We start from the raw sequence: 17,733 nt of genomic DNA, 5'->3' as shown, positions 1-17,733 counted from the left end.
AAAAAGTAGGGTCGGGAGGATGCGCCTTAACCGCAATATAGAGAAACTAGACACATCCAAAGAGTGGATGGTAAGAGCCCTTATCAGTATGTTTTCTGGTTTATTCCAAAGTAACTGTCTGATTTAAAATGCCGCGGGGTTTGCTATTACTAGGTAAGCATTCGGATTAATTTTGATCTCTGGATCGGACTGAAACGGGGGAGATGCTGACCAAAGTAGGGGGAAGCAAACCTATGATTGGCTTTGACGGGTGATGTGAGTTATCCATCACCCATTTTTCTTACCAAACAAAGAAGTCCACTTCTTACCAAATTCCTACAGTTACTGTCGTCGCAATAATTCATATAATGTTCGGCAGTAAAAATAAAAATATTGACCGAGGACGAGCTAGATGGCGAGTGTCACGTTAAAAAATTTATGCAAAGCTTATGGTGACGTTTTAATTTCGAAAAACGTTGATTTAGATATTAAAGAAGGCGAATTTGTTGTCTTCGTTGGCCCATCAGGTTGTGGTAAATCTACCCTGCTCCGTTGTATCGCCGGCCTAGAAGATATCACCTCAGGCGACCTTTACATCGGCAATGAACGCATGAACGATGTAGAACCTTCAAAACGTGGCGTCGGTATGGTGTTCCAATCTTATGCTCTATATCCTCATTTAAACCTATTCGACAATATGTCTTTCGGCCTAAAACTGGCAAAAGCAGACAAAGCAGAAATCGACAAACGTGTAGAACACGCTGCAGACATCCTTCAATTGAGTCATCTACTAGAGCGTCAACCTAAAGCACTATCTGGTGGTCAACGCCAGCGCGTTGCCATTGGCCGTACTTTGGTCTCTCAACCTAACGTATTTTTGTTGGATGAACCGCTATCAAACCTTGATGCGGCGTTACGCGTTCAAATGCGTTCTGAAATCACCAAGCTGCAGCGCAAACTGGGCTGTACCATGATTTACGTCACACACGATCAAGTTGAAGCAATGACAATGGCAGACAAGATCGTTGTGCTGGATGCAGGTTTTGTCGCACAGGTTGGTAAACCACTCGAACTTTACCACTACCCACAAAACCGCTTTGTGGCAGGCTTTATCGGTTCTCCAAAAATGAACTTTATGAGCGTATTCATTGAAGCAGTAGAAAAAGAGCGCGTGATGGTTCAGTTAGCGAACGGCATGACTTTCTGGATCCCGGTCGACGGAACAACCGTAATCAAAGGCGAACGCATGTCTTTGGGTATTCGTCCTGAGCACTTGGTTCCGGCAAACGAAGGTGACGCGACTATTGAAGGCGAAGTGAACATCGTAGAAAAGCTTGGCAACGAAACTCAGGTTTACATGCACATTGATGCGGCAGACGCAGATATGATTTATCGCCAACCAGATACATTGGCAGTCGAGACAGGCGATAAACTTGCCGTAGGTATACCAGCACACCGCTGTCACCTATTCCACAGCGACGGCAATGCATGTCAGCGTTTATATAAAGAGTCAGGCGTGGAATTCAACGAAGAATAAGCGCTAAACTAACCTTAAGATATTCTATCGGTCGCTACGCATGTGTGTGGCGACCGATTTTTATATGCGTCTTCTAAATAAAGAAGACACTCAAACCATTCCCTAAGTATTCTAGCTATTTTCTACAGTGTCATTCTTCAGCTTTATTAAGCTATCCATCGCCACTTCTCACTGAGCTGCGCCGACATCAAGCTACGTTGCCCACTATTTATTAGCACGCATATTGCGAACCATCGATTCAACCGAAAAAACGAAGTAGTAACTTGGCCTAAATACAACAAAGCCACTTGTTAATCGCAAGTGGCTTTGTTCATGTCGATATTTTGGGAAGAGTTACTTCGAATTGACAGCCTTAACAAACGCTTCTTGAGCACCTTGAATATTTAGTGCTTTGGCTTCATCCAATAAACCAAGCGCTTTGGGAATATCCCCCATTTTGACTGCTTGCTCAATGGATGAGATATAAAAATCGCGAGATTCGGGTTGTACTTTAATTTTAGCTGGGGCCAATGTTTGTTTCGCCGCAGGTTGGCTAACCTGACTAGCACGGAAAGGACGAAGCTTAAGCGTTTCAACTTGCAGCTCAATGCGTCCACCGAGCTGGTACGTGTAGGTTGGATCCGTCACCATAGGCATTGCTTCACCAAATTCTTTTGCACGCGCTTTAGCTGGGTGATCCACTTTAATACTTTGACCTAGCTTGTCCGCTGGCGTGTAAATCACAAAGTAAGGTGTGTTGTCCGTATTGGTGCGAAACTTCGAGATATAACGAGTACGAGTGAACGCATCTGAAGGCAACACAGCAAAGTCATCCAATGTAATTTTCTTTACAACGTTGAACGATTCATCAAGAAGAAGTACCTCTGGCGCCAGTACGGAGCCATCAACCATCATACTCGACACAGTCACCATCACTTCACCCGAACGATCACTGAAACGAAAAGCAGCAAAATGGCTGTTGCCTTCGCTGAAGTTACCTACTGGCGCGGATAGGTCGAGGTCAAATTTCAAATCTTCTTTATCATTCAACTGAGCATAAGGAAATTGAGAGAAATCGCCGCAGCACACTTCGGCATTAGTAGGGGGAGTAAGCTCTGTCTGCACTTGCGCATCCGATGCACAACCCGATAGTAGTGCACCCAGTACGACTGCGATAAAAGAGTGTTTATTGTTCATTATAGTTCTCACTAAAGGCTGTTGTTTAATAGGATACAAAGTGAAAAAGGCAGCCCTGAGGCTGCCCTAAACAATATCTGATTTAGAACCAGATTTCAGTGTGGATACCCACTATTGTTTCAGATTTTCCACTCTTGATACCAATGATACCAGCACTTGCTTCATCATCTGCAACAACGTGGCTTACATATGGTTTAATTTGTGGACGACCAAAATAGTCAGCATTTACGGTGAAAGCAGCTGCCAGTTCTGCGTTAAAGATATCACTCTCTAATGAATCACCAGAGCGTTCAAAGTAACCGTCTTGACCTTCTTCATGACCGTAAGAAGCTGTCATTTCTAATCGTAGATTGTCATTTACTTTATATGAAGGGCGTACTGCTGCTAAGTAGCGTTTTAGATCTTTGGCACCAAATAATTCATCTAATGCAGCAAAGTAAGTAATTTCAGAACCCATTTGCCAGTTCTCGGAAATATTCAGCACACCGTAAGAAGTTAAGAATAGAGACTCAGCATTCTCGTCACCACCAGACCAACCGCCAAAGTTCATACCATGGTTTTGTGCTGTCCCCTTACCGTAAGAAACAGCTGATTGTGTCCAACCATCAAGACCGTAGTAGCTTGAGTTTAGAGTAATTGCAGCACCAAAGCCGTCATTAGAATCACTGTCTTTATTCGCTTGTTGAATATATTTAAAATCAAAATCCACACTACCAATACCTACATCAACACCATAGTAGTATAGGTCGATAGAAGATAAAGTCTGGCGTTCGTTCGCGCCTTTTTTTACTACATTACACTCTTCAGGTATTACAGAGGTTGAACCATCTTTTTGTTCACAATCAATAGCGTAACTGTCAGCGGCACCTGCATCAGGATCAGCAGTCACATACGCAACACCCGCCGTATTTCCACCCAATTTAGTTTGCAGACCAGCACCAACACCAGAAGATTGTTTCCAGAACTCGCCAGACAGTAATCCCGAAGCACGGTTTAGGTAACGCTGACCAGCCCAGATAGATGTCTCTTCACCAAAGTAAGGTAGTGCACCAATCTCAACAAACGCTTCTTTTACTTCCAATTGAGCCGTATCATTTGCCTTTTGACTCCCCGAAGACGAGTAAGCATAAGAGTTACCATTACCGTATTCAGTACGTACAACAAAGTCAGACCATACACCGTTATTGTGCTCTGTGTGCTTCTTAACAGTAAACTCTACTTGGTTAGTACTTTTGCCGTGTGTACCAGCAGTTTTATAGTCTGGCTTACCGTACTCAGTATCGACTGACTCACCCTCAACCATACGCATATTAGAGGACAAGTAACCATGTACTTCCCAGCCGTCAGAAACAACTTCAGTTGGGTTCTTAACTTCGACTTCCATAGCAGACTCACCGCTAGTTACATCAAGTGCTACATCAGTTTCTGCAAATACATATCCAGATGCTAAAGCTGTCGCCACTGCAGCAGCAATTACGCTTACTTTTTTCATTGTTAACTCCGTTTAGGGTTTTTTATTCTTTATGTCCTCTCCCCGATACATTCCCGAAAAGGCAGTAACAGGCATATAAAAAGAGAGGTAAGATGAGACGCTAGCAGTGCCGTTGTCTCCATTTGTTTCAACTGGCTTCAGATTACTCAGGGAGGAGTTTTTCGACTTCATCCGGATGAAAAATATTTCAGGGGGATGAGAAGGGATGAGAAAATTAACCGAACGATGTATTCGTGTCGTGAATCACAGTTCTAGGGCGGAGAGTAACGTTGTTCGTAAATAAACCGACCAACAAAATGCCAAATGGCTCAACCTTTTAATAAAAAATGTCATAATTTTGAAATAAAATTACATTTACAATTTTTAATTAAGGCGCTTGACCTAGCTTAAACAAAACTATTTACTAAACTCCCTGTTATATGGAACTAATTATAAAAAAGTAATGAATATTCAGTGTGCTCACCCCTATCCTCAAGGCGCTACACCGAACGAAAATGGGTGTAATTTTTCTATCTATGCGCCTGATGCGCCAAATATTAAATTAGCAATATTTGATCAGCATGGATGCTTTCAAAGCTACCCTTTAGAGGGGGAATACGCAGGGATAAAATTTACTTTTGTTCCAGGTGTCAAAGCGGGCACGAAATATGCCTATATTATTGAAACAGATGGCAAACCACATTTAATTTCTGACCCGTACGCAAAAGCCATTGCTCGTCCGCTTAGATACACACTGCCTTTTAACTCTGAAAAAAGCTTTGAATTGCCAAAATGCGTAGTCGTAGACGACAACTTTGACTGGCAAGGTGTACAGCGACCAAAACGGCCGCGTGCAGAAATGGTTTTGTTCGAAACTCACGTAAAAGGCGTGTCTAAACTAAACCCAGATGTGCCAAGAGAAGACCAAGGCCGCTATCTCGGTTTAGTCAGCGATGCGATGCTTGAGTTTTACAAGCAACAAAACATCAACACGCTACAGCTTCTTCCGATAGCAGCCTGCATGCACGAGCCCCACCTGCTAAAGATGGAAAAGGTGAACTATTGGGGTTACAACCCATTTTTATTTATGGTGCCCGATCCCAGATACGCAGAATCTGACGCCGTTAACGAGCTAAAAACAGCCATTCGTGAGCTGCATAAAAACGGGATAGAGGTCATTCTCGATGTCGTCTATAACCACACTGCTGAAGGCGGCGCAGATGGCCCAGTATTTAATTTAAAAGCGCTCGATAAAAACTATTACCTCAAGCATGGTCGCCATTTTGCCAACTACACCGGTTGTGGCAATACCGTTGATCTTTCCTACCAGCCCAGCCTGAATTTGGTGATGGATACGCTTCGCTACTGGGTCACAGAATACCAAATTGATGGCTTCCGCTTTGATCTTGCGGCGACGTTGGGACGTAATGGCGATTATTTCAATGCAGAATCCGGCTTCTTTAAAGCTGTCGCTCAAGATCCGGTACTCAAAGAGGTCAAGTTGATTGCCGAGCCATGGGACATTGGCCCAGATGGCTACCAAGTCGGGAACTTTCCATTTGGATGGAACGAATGTAACGACCGCCTGCGAGACATCACACGTAGTTTCTGGCGCGGTGATCACGGATTTTTAAAAGAGTTCGCCACCCGTATTATGGGCTCACGTGATCTCTACAGTGCGGCGAACTGGCCATACAAACTGACGGTAAACTACATCACCTATCACGATGGTTTTTGTATGCAGGACCTCGTTTCCTACAAGCAAAAACACAACGAAGCCAACGGTGAACATAACCGAGACGGGCATGGTGACAACCGTTCAGACAACTACGGCGTCGAAGGGCATACGGAAAACCCGCTAATTATTGAAAAACGCGAAAAACAAAAACGTAACTTTATGGCGAGCTTGCTGTTTGCGTTTGGTATCCCTCATATTCTCACCGCTGATGTTCTGTCTCACTCGCAAAGAGGCAATAACAACGCCTACTGTCAAGACAACGAAATCAGCTGGCTAGACTGGCATATGACGCCAGAGAAAGAGAGCTTTAAAGAGTGGCTATCGAAGATGGTGGAAGCGCGACAAACCTATATGGTTCCGTTTATTCGTGCGTTTAGTGGCAAGAAGCGTAATGAAAACCGCATATTTTGGCGTCGCTTAGACGGCACTTTCATGGAGCATGAAGATTGGAACAACCTAAGCTCTGTCGCGTTGCATTTAGGCTTGGGTCAAGAAGGCGATGAGCTGTTTTATTGCATCAACCAGACCAATGCACCGGCGCGCTTTACGCTACCGACCGAAGCCAACCAAGAGTGGATCATGATCTGTAATACCGATTCGCACAAGTTGCACCAGACTGTGGATCGTAAGCAGGTACTTGTCGCACCTGCCTCTATCGCGATTTTCCATGCCAAGTCTTGGGCATCGTATGCCAGCGTGTAACTGAACATAAAAATACATCCGCACCGTGCAACACAGGCGGATGTAGTCATTATCGAATCACCGAGATCAGCTCACACTCCGTGAGAGCTTGCCCGCTTGCATCTTCACCACCAACCAGCACGATACCGTTTGAGATCGATAGGCAGACGCCGTACGCCTTACCTTTTTCCAGATCACCAACATGCTGCCACTGGCCACCACATAATTGCCATATTTTAGTTGCGTAGGTTTTTGTCAGCCCTTGGTGACTGTAGTATTGCCCATCGCGATAATTGCTTTGACTTCCTATAAAATACGCGCCACCCAGCATCATGCACAGACCGTCAAGTTCAGCGCAATACGCACCTGCAAGACCTTCATGGTATGGGTCTTGTTCCACAATTGGACTTAACTCCGCAGCGTCCACCAAGCCTTCTGAATTCAGGAGCAACAACTTGCTTTGCAAACTACGCAGCCCCGGCTTCACCTCACCTTCAATCAACGCAAGCGCATTACCTAAACGCCATACTCCCGCGCCACAATTTGGTTCAAATGGATTATCGCCAATATCCAGCCACTCTTTTGTCTTGATATCAAAGCGATAAATTTTGTCGTTCCAGCCGTAGAACTCGATTGGTTGGTCCATAAATGTACATAAACAGTCGAGTTTTTGGGCTTCATTGCCACACACCAAAGGATCGCTTAATTGCTGCATCAAGGTATCGAATACAGATTTGTTATAACCGCCGACCAAAACCAGCTGTTTGTTTAAAAGCTCGATACCTGCACCACCCAAAAGCCCTACCGGAATATCATCTGTCACTAAGTTCCAGCTATCTCGGTTAGCATCATAAAAATATCCATCTTCTAAGACACTTAGAGAGTGCGATCCTGGCGCGATGCCTGCACCAGAGAAAATATAACACCCACCTGAAACGGGCACACAGACCGGATCGGTACGCTTTACTCCCGGAAAATCCGCGCATTCCACCCAGCCCGTTGGTTGCCTTGTATCAAGTCGTAACCATTTACTACCCAGGCTGCCTAAACCAGCATAAACCTTATCCTTGTCAGCAAAACCTGCGCCGTTACGAAACCCTATGGGAAGCGGTGGTAATTGAGTCAATTGAAGAGACATGTGACACCTTTACATCGTCATATAAGTTCGGTTTAGAACTCAAACAAATTCTAAACGAATGAAAAAACTAATAATCAAGGAATATTTCTTTAGCTTTAAATATAAGGAAAAAATATTCTTCAAAAACAACGAAAAATAAAGCCCGCTTTCAGCAGGCTTAATCATTATTTCTTGAAGATTATTTCATCAAAGGGACAACAACTTCAGCCGTCTCAAGTACAGAGTCTGAGTATTGAGGGTACTTATCAAGCAAGGTATTAATTAATACGTCGACAAGCAATAAAGCACCGACTTTGGATGAAAACGCCCCCCCGGTTAACGGACCCTCAGGACGCGCAGCGACCAACAGCTCAGTACAAATTGCCGTAAGTGGGCTGTGAGTGACGTTAGTCAGTGCAACCACTGGCACATTTCGTACATGAGCCTGTGATACCGCGTGGATAACATCTCGTGTCGAACCCGAGCTAGATAGAGCGAACCAAAGATCACCTTCTGTGCTACGAACCGCATTCATTGCCGCTAAATGAGTGTCTTCATACATTGAAACTTTCTTTCCAATTCGCAGTAAACGAAATGCCAGATAACGCCCAACAATACTTGAAGCCCCCACACCAACACAGCTGATAAAATTGGCCTTATGGACTAACTCACAGATACGATCCAGAACCTTACGATCCACCAGCTCTGCGGTGTCTAACAGGCTCGCTGCCGCGCTTTTCGCCGAGACATCACAGATATCCCCATCCATTTCTTGAGGTTTACGATCCTGAGACTGAGAAAGGTCAACGGCTAACGCCATACGAAAATCGGAATAGCCTTTGTATCCCATATCTCGACATAAACGTACCACTGTCGCCTCACTGGTTTTGGTGTTTCGCGCCAGATCGGTAATCGTCTGGTATTGCACTTCGTTGGCATTCTCAAGAACATAATCCGCAACGACGCGCAGTTTTTTGCTTAACGGCTCAATGTTTGAGCGCAAGCGAACTAACAAATTTTTAGGCGAATTCACGCGTGCCTCTTCTACGCTTATAGCTGTTTGCTAAAAATAACAAAGAGATAGACACTTTGACACATTAGCTGAAGTTAATTTTAAGGATTTTCTGTAATACGCAGTATATAAGACAAATTTCCGACATACTGCGGCTTACTTTATAGATCAAGAAAATCCGCCTCCCTCATCTTCGCGACAACATCCGCTTTCTGCGCAGCGGTCAGAGCGCGGATTGGTGTGCGTGGATCACCCGCATCAATGCCATGCAACTGCATCGCCGCTTTACCCGCGGCCACGCCACCGTATTCAACCAAGACGCGGACAATCGCGATCACCCGATCCATCAGTTTCGTCACCAATGCTTGGTCGCCATTGTTAAACGCTTCAATGATCTTAAGATACAGAGGCGCCGCATAGTTGTATGTACTGCCTACTGCGCCAACCGCACCCACCGCTAAGCCCGCAGGCAAGAACTCATCGACACCGAATGGTACGTCGAACTTGCCACCGGATACACGCAGCGCGCGTTGGTACTCGTACAAGTCCATATTGTTGAATTTGGCACCAGAAAGATTGGGAATTTTCTGTTCACCTTTGATCAGAAACTGCTCAAGATCTAGGTTCACCCCTGACATCCCCGAGTGGTAATAGTAAAAGCCTTTCGAAGGTGCAGCCGCGGCAATTTGCGCGCAGTAATCGACTAAGTCATCCACGCTCGCTGGCTTAAAGAAACAAGGACCAATCGCCGATGTGGCGAGAATATCGAGTGTTTCTGCGTGGCGAGTGAGCTCAAGCGAATCGGTGATGCTTAACGCGCCAGTATGAATGATCAAATCCAGTTTGTTGTCTGACGCTTTTACCCAACGCTCTGCGATAGCTTTACGCTCTTCGACCGAACAGTGAATACCTTCACCCGTCGTCCCACATACATACGCACCTTTTACGCCTTGCTCGATAAGGAGCGCGGCAATTTGGTCAATCGCATCAAAGTTAACCTTACTATCTTGGTTAAATGGAGTATGAGGCGCAGCAATTAATCCGGTTAATTTATTCATTTTTCTTTCCTAATCAATATGAGCGGGCACTCGCCGCTCACAACATACTATTGGCCGTAGCCGAGGAATAATTCAGGTAGTAACAGCGTAAATTGAGGGAACACCGCAACGAGAATCAAGACAATAAACAATGGCACTAACAGCGGTACGACGCCGCGAGTTAGCGTATGGAAAGGGATATCACCGACCCGGGACACCACGTACAACGCCATCCCCATAGGCGGAGTCAAAATACCGATCATCAGGTTCAAAATAGCCATAACGCCAAAGTGAACAGGGTCAATACCCACCGCGCTCGCCACTGGCACTAGGAATGGCACAAGTAGCAGCAACAAAGCCAAAGACTCGATAAAAGTGCCTAAAAACAGCAACAACAAGTTAATCAGTAGTAAGAGAACCAGCGGGTTATCACTGATGGTCAAGAAGTAATCGGCCAGCATTTGTGGTAGCTGCTCGCGTGCAACAATCCAGCCAAACACCGTGACGCCCATTACCATCAAGGCCACCACGGCAGTGGTATTCACGGTCTCTTTTAGGATATCGACAAAGCCCACTAGCGTAAGCTGTTTGTAGACAACTGTGCCAAGGAACAGCGCGTATAGAGAAGATACGACCGCCGCCTCAGTTGGCGTGAATTTACCGGAGAAGATGCCACCGATAATGATCACCGGTGTCAACAGTGATAAAAACGCCTCTTTGAACGATTTAAGCTGCTCGCGGCGGGTCGCTCGTGGCAACGTCATGTAGCCACGTTTTTTACAGATAAAGTAGCTCATCGCCATCAGGGCAACACAACATAAAATCCCTGGGATAGCGCCCGCCAAGAAAAGAGCACCGATGGACGTGTTCGACACCACACCATATATGACCAGTGGCACTGAAGGGGGAACTAAAGGACCAATAATACAAGATGCGGCCGTCAGCCCACCGGCGAAATCGTCATGGTATTTCGCATCACGCATCGACTTGATTTCGAGTTGCCCTAAGCCACCCGCATCCGCCAATGCTGAACCTGACATACCCGAGAACAACAGACTTGCCATAATATTTACGTGGCCGAGACTGCCAGTAATATGACCAACCATAGATTTTGCAAAGTTAAAGATACGTTCCGTAATACCAGCGCTATTCATCAGATGACCAGTCAGAACAAAGAAAGGCACCGCTAAGAGCGTAAAGTTATCTATTCCGCCCAGCATTTGTTGGGCAGCAAAGTTAATTCCAGTACTGTTGGTCATCACCAAGAAAACCAAAGCGACAAATATCAGTGAAAAGCCAACCGGCATTCCTGCAAACAGCAACCCGAGCCAGCCAAAAATTGAGCCTATCATAATCTATCCCTATCTCTGCGCTATGTTCGAGTCAGTCGAAGTGTTGCCAGCACAGCAACTCACGAGTTGTTTTGAAATAGCAAACATTTTCTCAAGCTGCCTGAAGACCATAAATAAGCCGCCCAAAGGCAAACTGTAGTTCATCCACTTGCTTGAAACCCCCAAAGTAATCAACTCGAAAAACGCAGTTCTTTGAACATGCTGATAACCCAAATAGACAATGGCGATGATCGAAACCAACACCGCCAATTCCAGCGATAACACCAAATACAAGCGGGCTTTCTCCGGCAGCTTATCGGAGAAGAAAGTAATGTTGACGTGCGTACTGCGTTTGATCGCAATTGCACAGCCGATTAACGACATATACATAAATAGAACTCTGGCAAGTTCTTCACTCCAAAGCGAAGGGTCATTAAGTAACCATCGGGTCCCGATTTGCCAAGTCAGAATTGCCAGCAAAGCGGCCATCAACGGCACAGTAATGATCTCTTCAATATTATTAATTATCTTGCGTAACATCTTGAGCTCCAGGGCTGGCCTAAATCAGGCCAGCCAGAATAATGGAAATTAACATCGCGTTAATTTACTTACATAGAAGCGAGCTTTTTCACGATCGGCTGACCGATTTTGTCTTCAAATTCTGCGTAAAGTGGCTGCATAGCTTCACGGAACGGTTCTAGTTTAGGATAGGTCACATTAACGCCCGCTTCTTCAAAGAATGAGATCAGTTCAGCTTCTTGCTGTTTGACGGTATCTGTATGTACCTGACCTGTTGACTTAACCGCTTTCTCGATCAGTTGCTTATCCTGGTCAGACAGTTTCTGCCAGGTCGACTCAGAGATGATCACCATTTGATCGTTAACGATATGGTTGGTCATCGCCAGATTGGCCTGAACCTCGTAAAACTTCATGGTTTTGATGGTTGGCAACGGGTTTTCCTGGCCATCGACAGCATTCGTTTGCAACGCAAGGTACACCTCAGAGAAGGCCATCGGAGTCGGTGACGCGCCCGACAGTTTCGCGTAGTTAAGGTTTGGCTTAGCATTTGGAACACGCAGCTTGAGACCTTTGAAGTCTTCAATGCTGTTTAAAGGGCGGTTAGAAGTGGTTTCGCGTGTACCGTTGTACCAAGTATCCAATGCTCGCCAGTTGAATTTACTCAGCATTTCTTCACGAATGCCCTGACCGAAATCGGAATTAAACATGCGGCGCAAATGGTCAAAGTCGCGTGCTACGTAAGGCAAAGTCACAGCTTCCGCGCGCGGGATCCACAACCCCATACGGCCAAACTCAGCGTAAGTAATGTCCAAATCTCCGTACGTCAACTGCTGTAGCATGGCACGGTCATCACCCAGTTGTGCACTTGGGTACAACGCGATCTTGATTTCGCCTTTACTCAGTTCTTCTACTTTATCCGCCAGCATTTTTGCTGACGTATATTCCACAGAACCTACCGATGCCTGCATGCCCATTTTCAATGTTGTCGCAGCCTGTGCTGATACCGAACAGCCAAGCACTAGCATAGCGAGGGTAATCTTGTTCATGGCTTTCATAGTCTTCCCTTTTCGTTATTTCTGCCTAGTTTCACTATATCCGAAAAAATTTTTTATTTTGTTTGAAAAAAATCTTCGTTGTGAATTATTATTGTGGCGAAGATTATTTTCAAACCAACTTTTTTCGAAATGTGATCGCGGACAGAAATTATCCGGATAGGTGATTCGGCACTAACCTGAACATTCAACAAAGTCGCCTATCCATGTAGCCTAAACCCGCGGCAATCTGTTTTACTGAGAGGCCAAGCGTGAAAACAAAAACCTATAATATCAATCAATTAAAAGAGTTCTTACAAGGACAAACCGTGGTATCTATTCAACCAGTGACAGGGAGTCCACTCGATAAAACGGATATCATCGTTGCGATGGCACAAGCCGCAGAACAGTCAGGAGCACGAGCACTTCGCATTGAAGGGGCGAGCAATGTCAACGCCGTTAGCCGTGTCGTCACGATACCGATTATCGGCATTGTGAAACGTGACCTAATGGAAAGCCAGGTGCGCATTACGCCTTACGTCAACGACGTAGAAGCATTAGCCAAAGCTGGCGCAACGATTATCGCTTTCGATGCTACCGACCGAATCAGGCCAGAGAGTAGAGAGACCATCGTCAATGCGATCAAAGCCGTCGGCTGCTTTGCGATGGCAGATTGCTCTAGCTTTGCTGACGGTCAATGGGCAAATGGTTTTGGCGTCGACATCATTGGTACAACTCTTTCTGGTTACATGGGTGATGACGAACCAACCGAACCCGACTTAAAATTAGTAGAACAGTTTTCTCAAGCCGGTTTCTTTACTATGGCAGAAGGTCGATACAACACACCTGAACTTGCAGCACAGGCAATTCAACACGGCGCGGTTGCGGTAACGGTTGGTTCAGCTCTGACTCGCTTGGAGGTAGTAACAAATTGGTTTAATCACGCAACACAAACCGCAGGAGCCAAGTAATGTTGACTTTAGCCATCGATATTGGCGGAACCAAAATAGCCCTCGGCTTGGTTGACAATGGACTAATACGCGAACGTCGCCAGTTGCCAACCCCAACCGTACAAAGCGCCGAGCAGTTTGCCGAACACGTGATTGAGCATTGCCAAGACTGGCTTGAAAACACCTCTCAGATTGGCATCTCAACCACAGGGTTAGTGAGTGATGAGGGTATCAGTGCGATTAACCCAGACACTTTGGCGTTTCCTACTCCGTTTCCGCTAGCTCAAGTGCTCCAAACACTCACAGCCAAACCAGTAAAAATACTCAATGACGCACAAGCCGCGGCTTGGTTCGAGTATCTCAATTTGGACTTTCCTGCAAGCAACATGGCGTTTGTCACCGTCTCGACAGGTGTCGGAGGCGGGATCATTATTGATGGTAAACTTCACAGCGGTAAATCTGGATTGGCAGGACACATCGGCCATATGTCTATTGACGCCAATGGTCCGACTTGCGGCTGTGGCCAAATAGGCTGTGTTGAATCGATAGCCTCTGGCACTGCCATTCAGCGCGCGAGTAATCTCATCTTTAACCCACCGATATCGAATGTCGAACTGTTTCGCATCGCAGAACAAAATGAACAAGCCAATCGTCTGATTCAAAACAGTGCTAATGCGATCGCAACGCTGTGCTGTAATCTAAAAGCCGCATTGGATTTAGACATCGTTGTATTAGGTGGTGGCGTAGGATTAGCCACAGATTATCTTAAAAAAGTAAACCAAGAGATCGCTCACCGCCCTGTGGCATTTAGAGTTCCGGTTATTGCTGCCAAGGGCGATTACGACGCTTGTCTGCTCGGCGCTGCTTTCCAGTTTAAGGAGTAACTTATGGCACTAAGAGCTGTATCTGCCACTCGCCTTTTTGACGGGTATACCTACTATCAAGATTTTGCCTTAGTGTGGGAGGATCAAACGATAATCAGCATTGTGCCGCTAGAGAAATTGCCGCCTAATATTGAACATCAGCACTTTGAAGGTGCACTTATCGCGCCGGGTTTTATCGACCTGCAAGTTAACGGTGGTGGTGGTGTGATGTTCAATAGCGACATATCTGCTTCAGCAATGGGGACGATTTGTGAAGCGCACCGTGCCCATGGTACGACTTATTTATTACCAACCTTAATCAGCTCCACTCCTGAAGATCTCAGCCAAGCACTCTGCTCTCTCCAACAAGCCAAACAGCAAAATATCCCGGGTGTACTCGGCGTTCATCTTGAGGGCCCATGGCTTAACGCCGATAAGAAAGGTGCGCACAACGCTAACCTGTTTTATGCACCTACTGCAGGGCAACTTTCACAGTTCCCGTGGCCAAAAGAAGGCAAAGTGCTAGTCACAGCAGCAGTAGAAAACATCGAAATTTCGGCTCTGGAATACCTGAAACAGATGGGAGTGACACTTTCATGTGGTCACAGCAACGCACAAATCGCGCAATTGACGGAGCAAAAGCTTTCACTTGTTGATGGTTTCACTCATTTGTTTAATGCCATGTCCCCACTAGAAGGGCGCGAGCCCGGCACTGTTGGTGCAGCGCTAAAAACGGACCACGCATGGTGCTCTATCATCACCGATGGCATTCATGTTCACCCTGATAGCGTGCGTATCGCCAGTAGAATCAAACCCAAAGGTAAACTGCTTGTTGTTACCGATGCAATGGCGTCGGTAAGCAGCGAAAACAACAGCTTTGTACTGGATGGCGAAGTCATCTCCGTCAAAGACAACAAACTAGTGAACAGCCAAGGCAGTCTCGCTGGTGCACACATCGGTATGGACCAATCGGTCGCAAACCTTATCGCGTGGGGATTTTTAGAAGAAGAAGCACTACGCATGGCGTCAACTTATCCAGCCCAAGCACTCGCCTGCCATAACTTGGGCCTGCTGCGACCGGGCATGACCGCCGCCGCAACCATACTCAACGCAGATTACCAAACCACTGGCGTGTTGGTTGACGGAGAGCTGTTTTGATCCCAAGGGCATTGAAAAATGCCCTTTTCATTGGCATGTCTTACATTTAGCTGCAACTTGTCTTGAATTGGCGCTAAATAGCCTGAACAATACAAACATCATATAGCTTTTATCCGCCTGACGAACAGGCCGAGTGATACCGCTTTCAGGAACAAGGTATGTCAGACAAGATTTCCACTACTGCGCTTGCAAAGCTACGTTCAATTGAACCTAAGCAGTTGTTCGCAGAACTAAAAACTGCGGGTTATATTAACCGAGCGGAAGATAGCTGGGTACTTACAGAACTCGGGGCAAAGTTTGGTGGAGAGTATGTCGAGCACGCCAAATTCGGCAAGTTTATCGTCTGGCCAGAAAATCTACTCATTGATTCCAGCGCCACCAGCGGAAAAACACTAAGCGCGACACAAATCGGTGAACGCTTCGGCCTCAACGCGAAAAAAATCAATCAACTGCTGCAAGAACTCGGCTGGATCAACCGCAGCAAAAACGGCTGGCAAGTGAGTAATTCCGGTCTCACTGTCGGTGGTTACCAACGTGAAGACAAAGAGAGCGGCCAGCAGTTTGTTGTTTGGCATGACTCCATCGTCCGCAATAAGCGCTTAAAGCAATCTGTATTGGAGTTCTCCGGTCACGATGCAGAGGCGCACGCAACCGACAAGTCACTTTCCAGTTTCAGACAAAAATTCGAAGCCAAACACAGAACTCTTGACGGTCATTACGTTCGCTCCAAAGGTGAGTTGATCATCGATAACTGGCTATACATGAACGGCATTGTGCACGCCTATGACCGACAACTGCCCATCGAGCCAGACGTGCTGAGTGATTTCTACTTACCGCAAGGCAAAGTTTATCTGCAATTTTGGGGCAGAGACAACGGCACCATATCCGATAAAGAGCGAGAGCAGATAAGGTCTATCTACCAAGCCCACCAGTTTGAACTCATCGAAGTATTCCCAGAAGAGATCGATCAACTGGATAACGTATTACCGTCAAAGCTGCGCGAGTACGGCATCAAGGCTTACTAATTCGTTATACCAATTCGCTTTGCTGCTCGGCTGAGGTTAGCCAGCCGACTAAATTGGCAACTTTGGCGTTGTCATTGTCGCTGTGTGACATCAAATAATATCCGTTGCCTGACGACACCACTTCATCAAAGGGCTGTATCACTCGCTTGAGTTTTAAGTCTTGCTCAGCCAACGTCAAATCCCCAATTGCAATCCCATAACCGAGCTGCGCCGCGTTCATTGCTTGGTCGAGCGTGGCAAAGGTCTGATTGGTTTTACCTTTCAGCTTTGGTAACCCACAAGCGTTAAGCCACAGTTGCCAGTCCGATTGTTCTTGGTTGGCGTGCAACCAAGTAAATCGATCAAGCAGAGATTCGTCACCTTGCTCAGACGCCGAGCGTTGCTTTTGCCACAGTTGCGGAGAACAAATCGGTGCGAGTTTTTCTTCAAACAACAACGCTTGCTGAACATTTTTGGTTTTGCTCGGTTTGCCGTACATCACCACTACGTCAAAGCTATCAAAGTTAGGGATGGGTTGATGCTTGGTGGTTGAGGTTAATTCAACATTGATATCCGGATACGCTTGTTGAAAACTCGCCAAACGGGCAAGAATCCAACTGGTAATGCAGCTTGGCGCGTTTAACTTGATCCGGTTCGCGCCTTCAGACACCTCTCGCACCGCACCTTGCAGACGCTTAATGATGTCTTCCGCCATTGGCACAAACTTGTCCCCTTCAGGGGTTAACGCCAACCCTCGAGCCTGACGATAAAACAGCATCGCGCCGATGATCGACTCCAACGCCTGTATCTGCCGACTGATCGCACCTTGTGTCATGTTCAGCTTCTCTGCCGCATGGGTAAAGTTAAGGTGCTCAGCGGTAGCTAAGAACGCTTGTAAGTTTTTTGTAGAGGGCAATCGACTGTTCATTCTCGCACCGTTGAGCCATGTTATTTTTGCATGTCTATTATGTCTTAATTTCGATTCATTATTAAATTCATTTTGACTAGATTAACAATTAGCCCCGCTCAAGATGAATTTTATTTCATTCATCACGATTTATAAGTCATACAAAAGGATTTTTCATGGGTTCACTTGCAGACAAATTGGCGCCTGAGAGCATAAAAAAAT

15 protein-coding genes are annotated in these 17,733 nt (G+C 46.1%); 6 read left to right on the top strand and 9 right to left on the bottom strand.

Going from position 1 to position 17,733, the window contains the following annotated elements; all coding sequences use genetic code 11:
- Nucleotides 1–391 precede the first annotated feature (391 nt).
- Nucleotides 392–1,516 (top strand): maltose/maltodextrin ABC transporter ATP-binding protein MalK, encoded by a 1,125-nt coding sequence (malK, locus tag VNE01S_RS15295; RefSeq protein ID WP_053395852.1) that lies wholly within the window; start codon nt 392–394, stop codon nt 1,514–1,516.
- 333 nt (nt 1,517–1,849) lie between these two features.
- On the opposite strand, the gene VNE01S_RS15290 is transcribed toward malK, so the two are convergent.
- Both VNE01S_RS15290 and VNE01S_RS15285 read right to left on the bottom strand, forming a co-directional pair.
- A complete protein-coding gene (locus VNE01S_RS15290; protein ID WP_174522343.1) occupies nt 1,850–2,692 on the bottom strand; it encodes a MalM family protein in 843 nt (280 codons plus the stop codon).
- Nucleotides 2,693–2,774: 82 nt separating this feature from the next.
- On the bottom strand, nt 2,775–4,184 hold the full coding sequence (locus tag VNE01S_RS15285; protein WP_053395853.1) for a carbohydrate porin: 1,410 nt from the start codon (nt 4,182–4,184) through the stop codon (nt 2,775–2,777).
- Between the two features lie 442 nt (nt 4,185–4,626).
- Here VNE01S_RS15285 and glgX point away from each other — a divergent pair, with 442 nt between their 5' ends.
- Nucleotides 4,627–6,603: a glycogen debranching protein GlgX gene (glgX, locus tag VNE01S_RS15280; RefSeq protein ID WP_053395854.1), complete on the top strand. Its 1,977-nt coding sequence runs from the start codon at nt 4,627–4,629 to the stop codon at nt 6,601–6,603.
- 49 nt (nt 6,604–6,652) lie between these two features.
- Here the strand turns inward: glgX and VNE01S_RS15275 are convergent, their stop codons facing one another.
- The 6 genes from VNE01S_RS15275 to VNE01S_RS15250 all read right to left on the bottom strand — a co-directional run bounded on the left by VNE01S_RS15275 (nt 6,653) and on the right by VNE01S_RS15250 (nt 12,653).
- Entirely contained in the window at nt 6,653–7,720 is a 1,068-nt protein-coding gene (locus VNE01S_RS15275; protein ID WP_053395855.1) for a YjhT family mutarotase, read from the bottom strand.
- Between the two features lie 178 nt (nt 7,721–7,898).
- Entirely contained in the window at nt 7,899–8,732 is an 834-nt protein-coding gene (locus tag VNE01S_RS15270; RefSeq protein WP_053395856.1) for a MurR/RpiR family transcriptional regulator, read from the bottom strand.
- Nucleotides 8,733–8,872: 140 nt separating this feature from the next.
- Complete coding sequence (locus VNE01S_RS15265; protein WP_053395857.1) at nt 8,873–9,769, bottom strand: dihydrodipicolinate synthase family protein; 897 nt, start codon at nt 9,767–9,769, stop codon at nt 8,873–8,875.
- Nucleotides 9,770–9,816: 47 nt separating this feature from the next.
- Entirely contained in the window at nt 9,817–11,100 is a 1,284-nt protein-coding gene (siaM, locus tag VNE01S_RS15260) for a sialic acid TRAP transporter large permease SiaM (protein ID WP_053395858.1), read from the bottom strand.
- 9 nt (nt 11,101–11,109) lie between these two features.
- Nucleotides 11,110–11,631 carry a TRAP transporter small permease gene (locus VNE01S_RS15255; RefSeq protein ID WP_156309871.1) on the bottom strand — a complete coding sequence of 174 codons (522 nt, stop codon included), beginning with the start codon at nt 11,629–11,631 and terminating at the stop codon, nt 11,110–11,112.
- A gap of 56 nt (nt 11,632–11,687) precedes the next feature.
- Nucleotides 11,688–12,653 carry a sialic acid TRAP transporter substrate-binding protein SiaP gene (locus VNE01S_RS15250; RefSeq protein WP_053395860.1) on the bottom strand — a complete coding sequence of 322 codons (966 nt, stop codon included), beginning with the start codon at nt 12,651–12,653 and terminating at the stop codon, nt 11,688–11,690.
- 248 nt (nt 12,654–12,901) lie between these two features.
- On the opposite strand from VNE01S_RS15250, the gene VNE01S_RS15245 reads away from it, so the two are divergent.
- The 4 genes from VNE01S_RS15245 (at nt 12,902) to VNE01S_RS15230 (ending at nt 16,625) form a co-directional block, all read left to right on the top strand.
- Entirely contained in the window at nt 12,902–13,600 is a 699-nt protein-coding gene (locus VNE01S_RS15245; RefSeq protein WP_053395861.1) for an N-acetylmannosamine-6-phosphate 2-epimerase, read from the top strand.
- Nucleotides 13,600–14,463: an N-acetylmannosamine kinase gene (locus tag VNE01S_RS15240; RefSeq protein WP_053395862.1), complete on the top strand. Its 864-nt coding sequence runs from the start codon at nt 13,600–13,602 to the stop codon at nt 14,461–14,463. The genes VNE01S_RS15245 and VNE01S_RS15240 overlap by 1 nt, the downstream gene beginning before the upstream one ends.
- 3 nt (nt 14,464–14,466) lie before the next feature.
- Nucleotides 14,467–15,600 carry an N-acetylglucosamine-6-phosphate deacetylase gene (nagA, locus tag VNE01S_RS15235; RefSeq protein ID WP_053395863.1) on the top strand — a complete coding sequence of 378 codons (1,134 nt, stop codon included), beginning with the start codon at nt 14,467–14,469 and terminating at the stop codon, nt 15,598–15,600.
- 158 nt (nt 15,601–15,758) lie between these two features.
- Entirely contained in the window at nt 15,759–16,625 is an 867-nt protein-coding gene (locus VNE01S_RS15230; RefSeq protein ID WP_053395864.1) for a hypothetical protein, read from the top strand.
- A gap of 4 nt (nt 16,626–16,629) precedes the next feature.
- Here the strand turns inward: VNE01S_RS15230 and VNE01S_RS15225 are convergent, their stop codons facing one another.
- The gene (locus VNE01S_RS15225; protein WP_053395865.1) at nt 16,630–17,532 is read right to left on the bottom strand and encodes a LysR substrate-binding domain-containing protein; all 903 of its coding nucleotides are present in this window, start codon (nt 17,530–17,532) and stop codon (nt 16,630–16,632) included.
- Nucleotides 17,533–17,733 lie beyond the last annotated feature (201 nt).

Source organism: Vibrio nereis NBRC 15637, assembly GCF_001591105.1.
In the GTDB taxonomy this organism is placed as follows: domain Bacteria; phylum Pseudomonadota; class Gammaproteobacteria; order Enterobacterales; family Vibrionaceae; genus Vibrio; species Vibrio nereis.
This window is presented reverse-complemented; position numbering and strand designations above follow the sequence as displayed.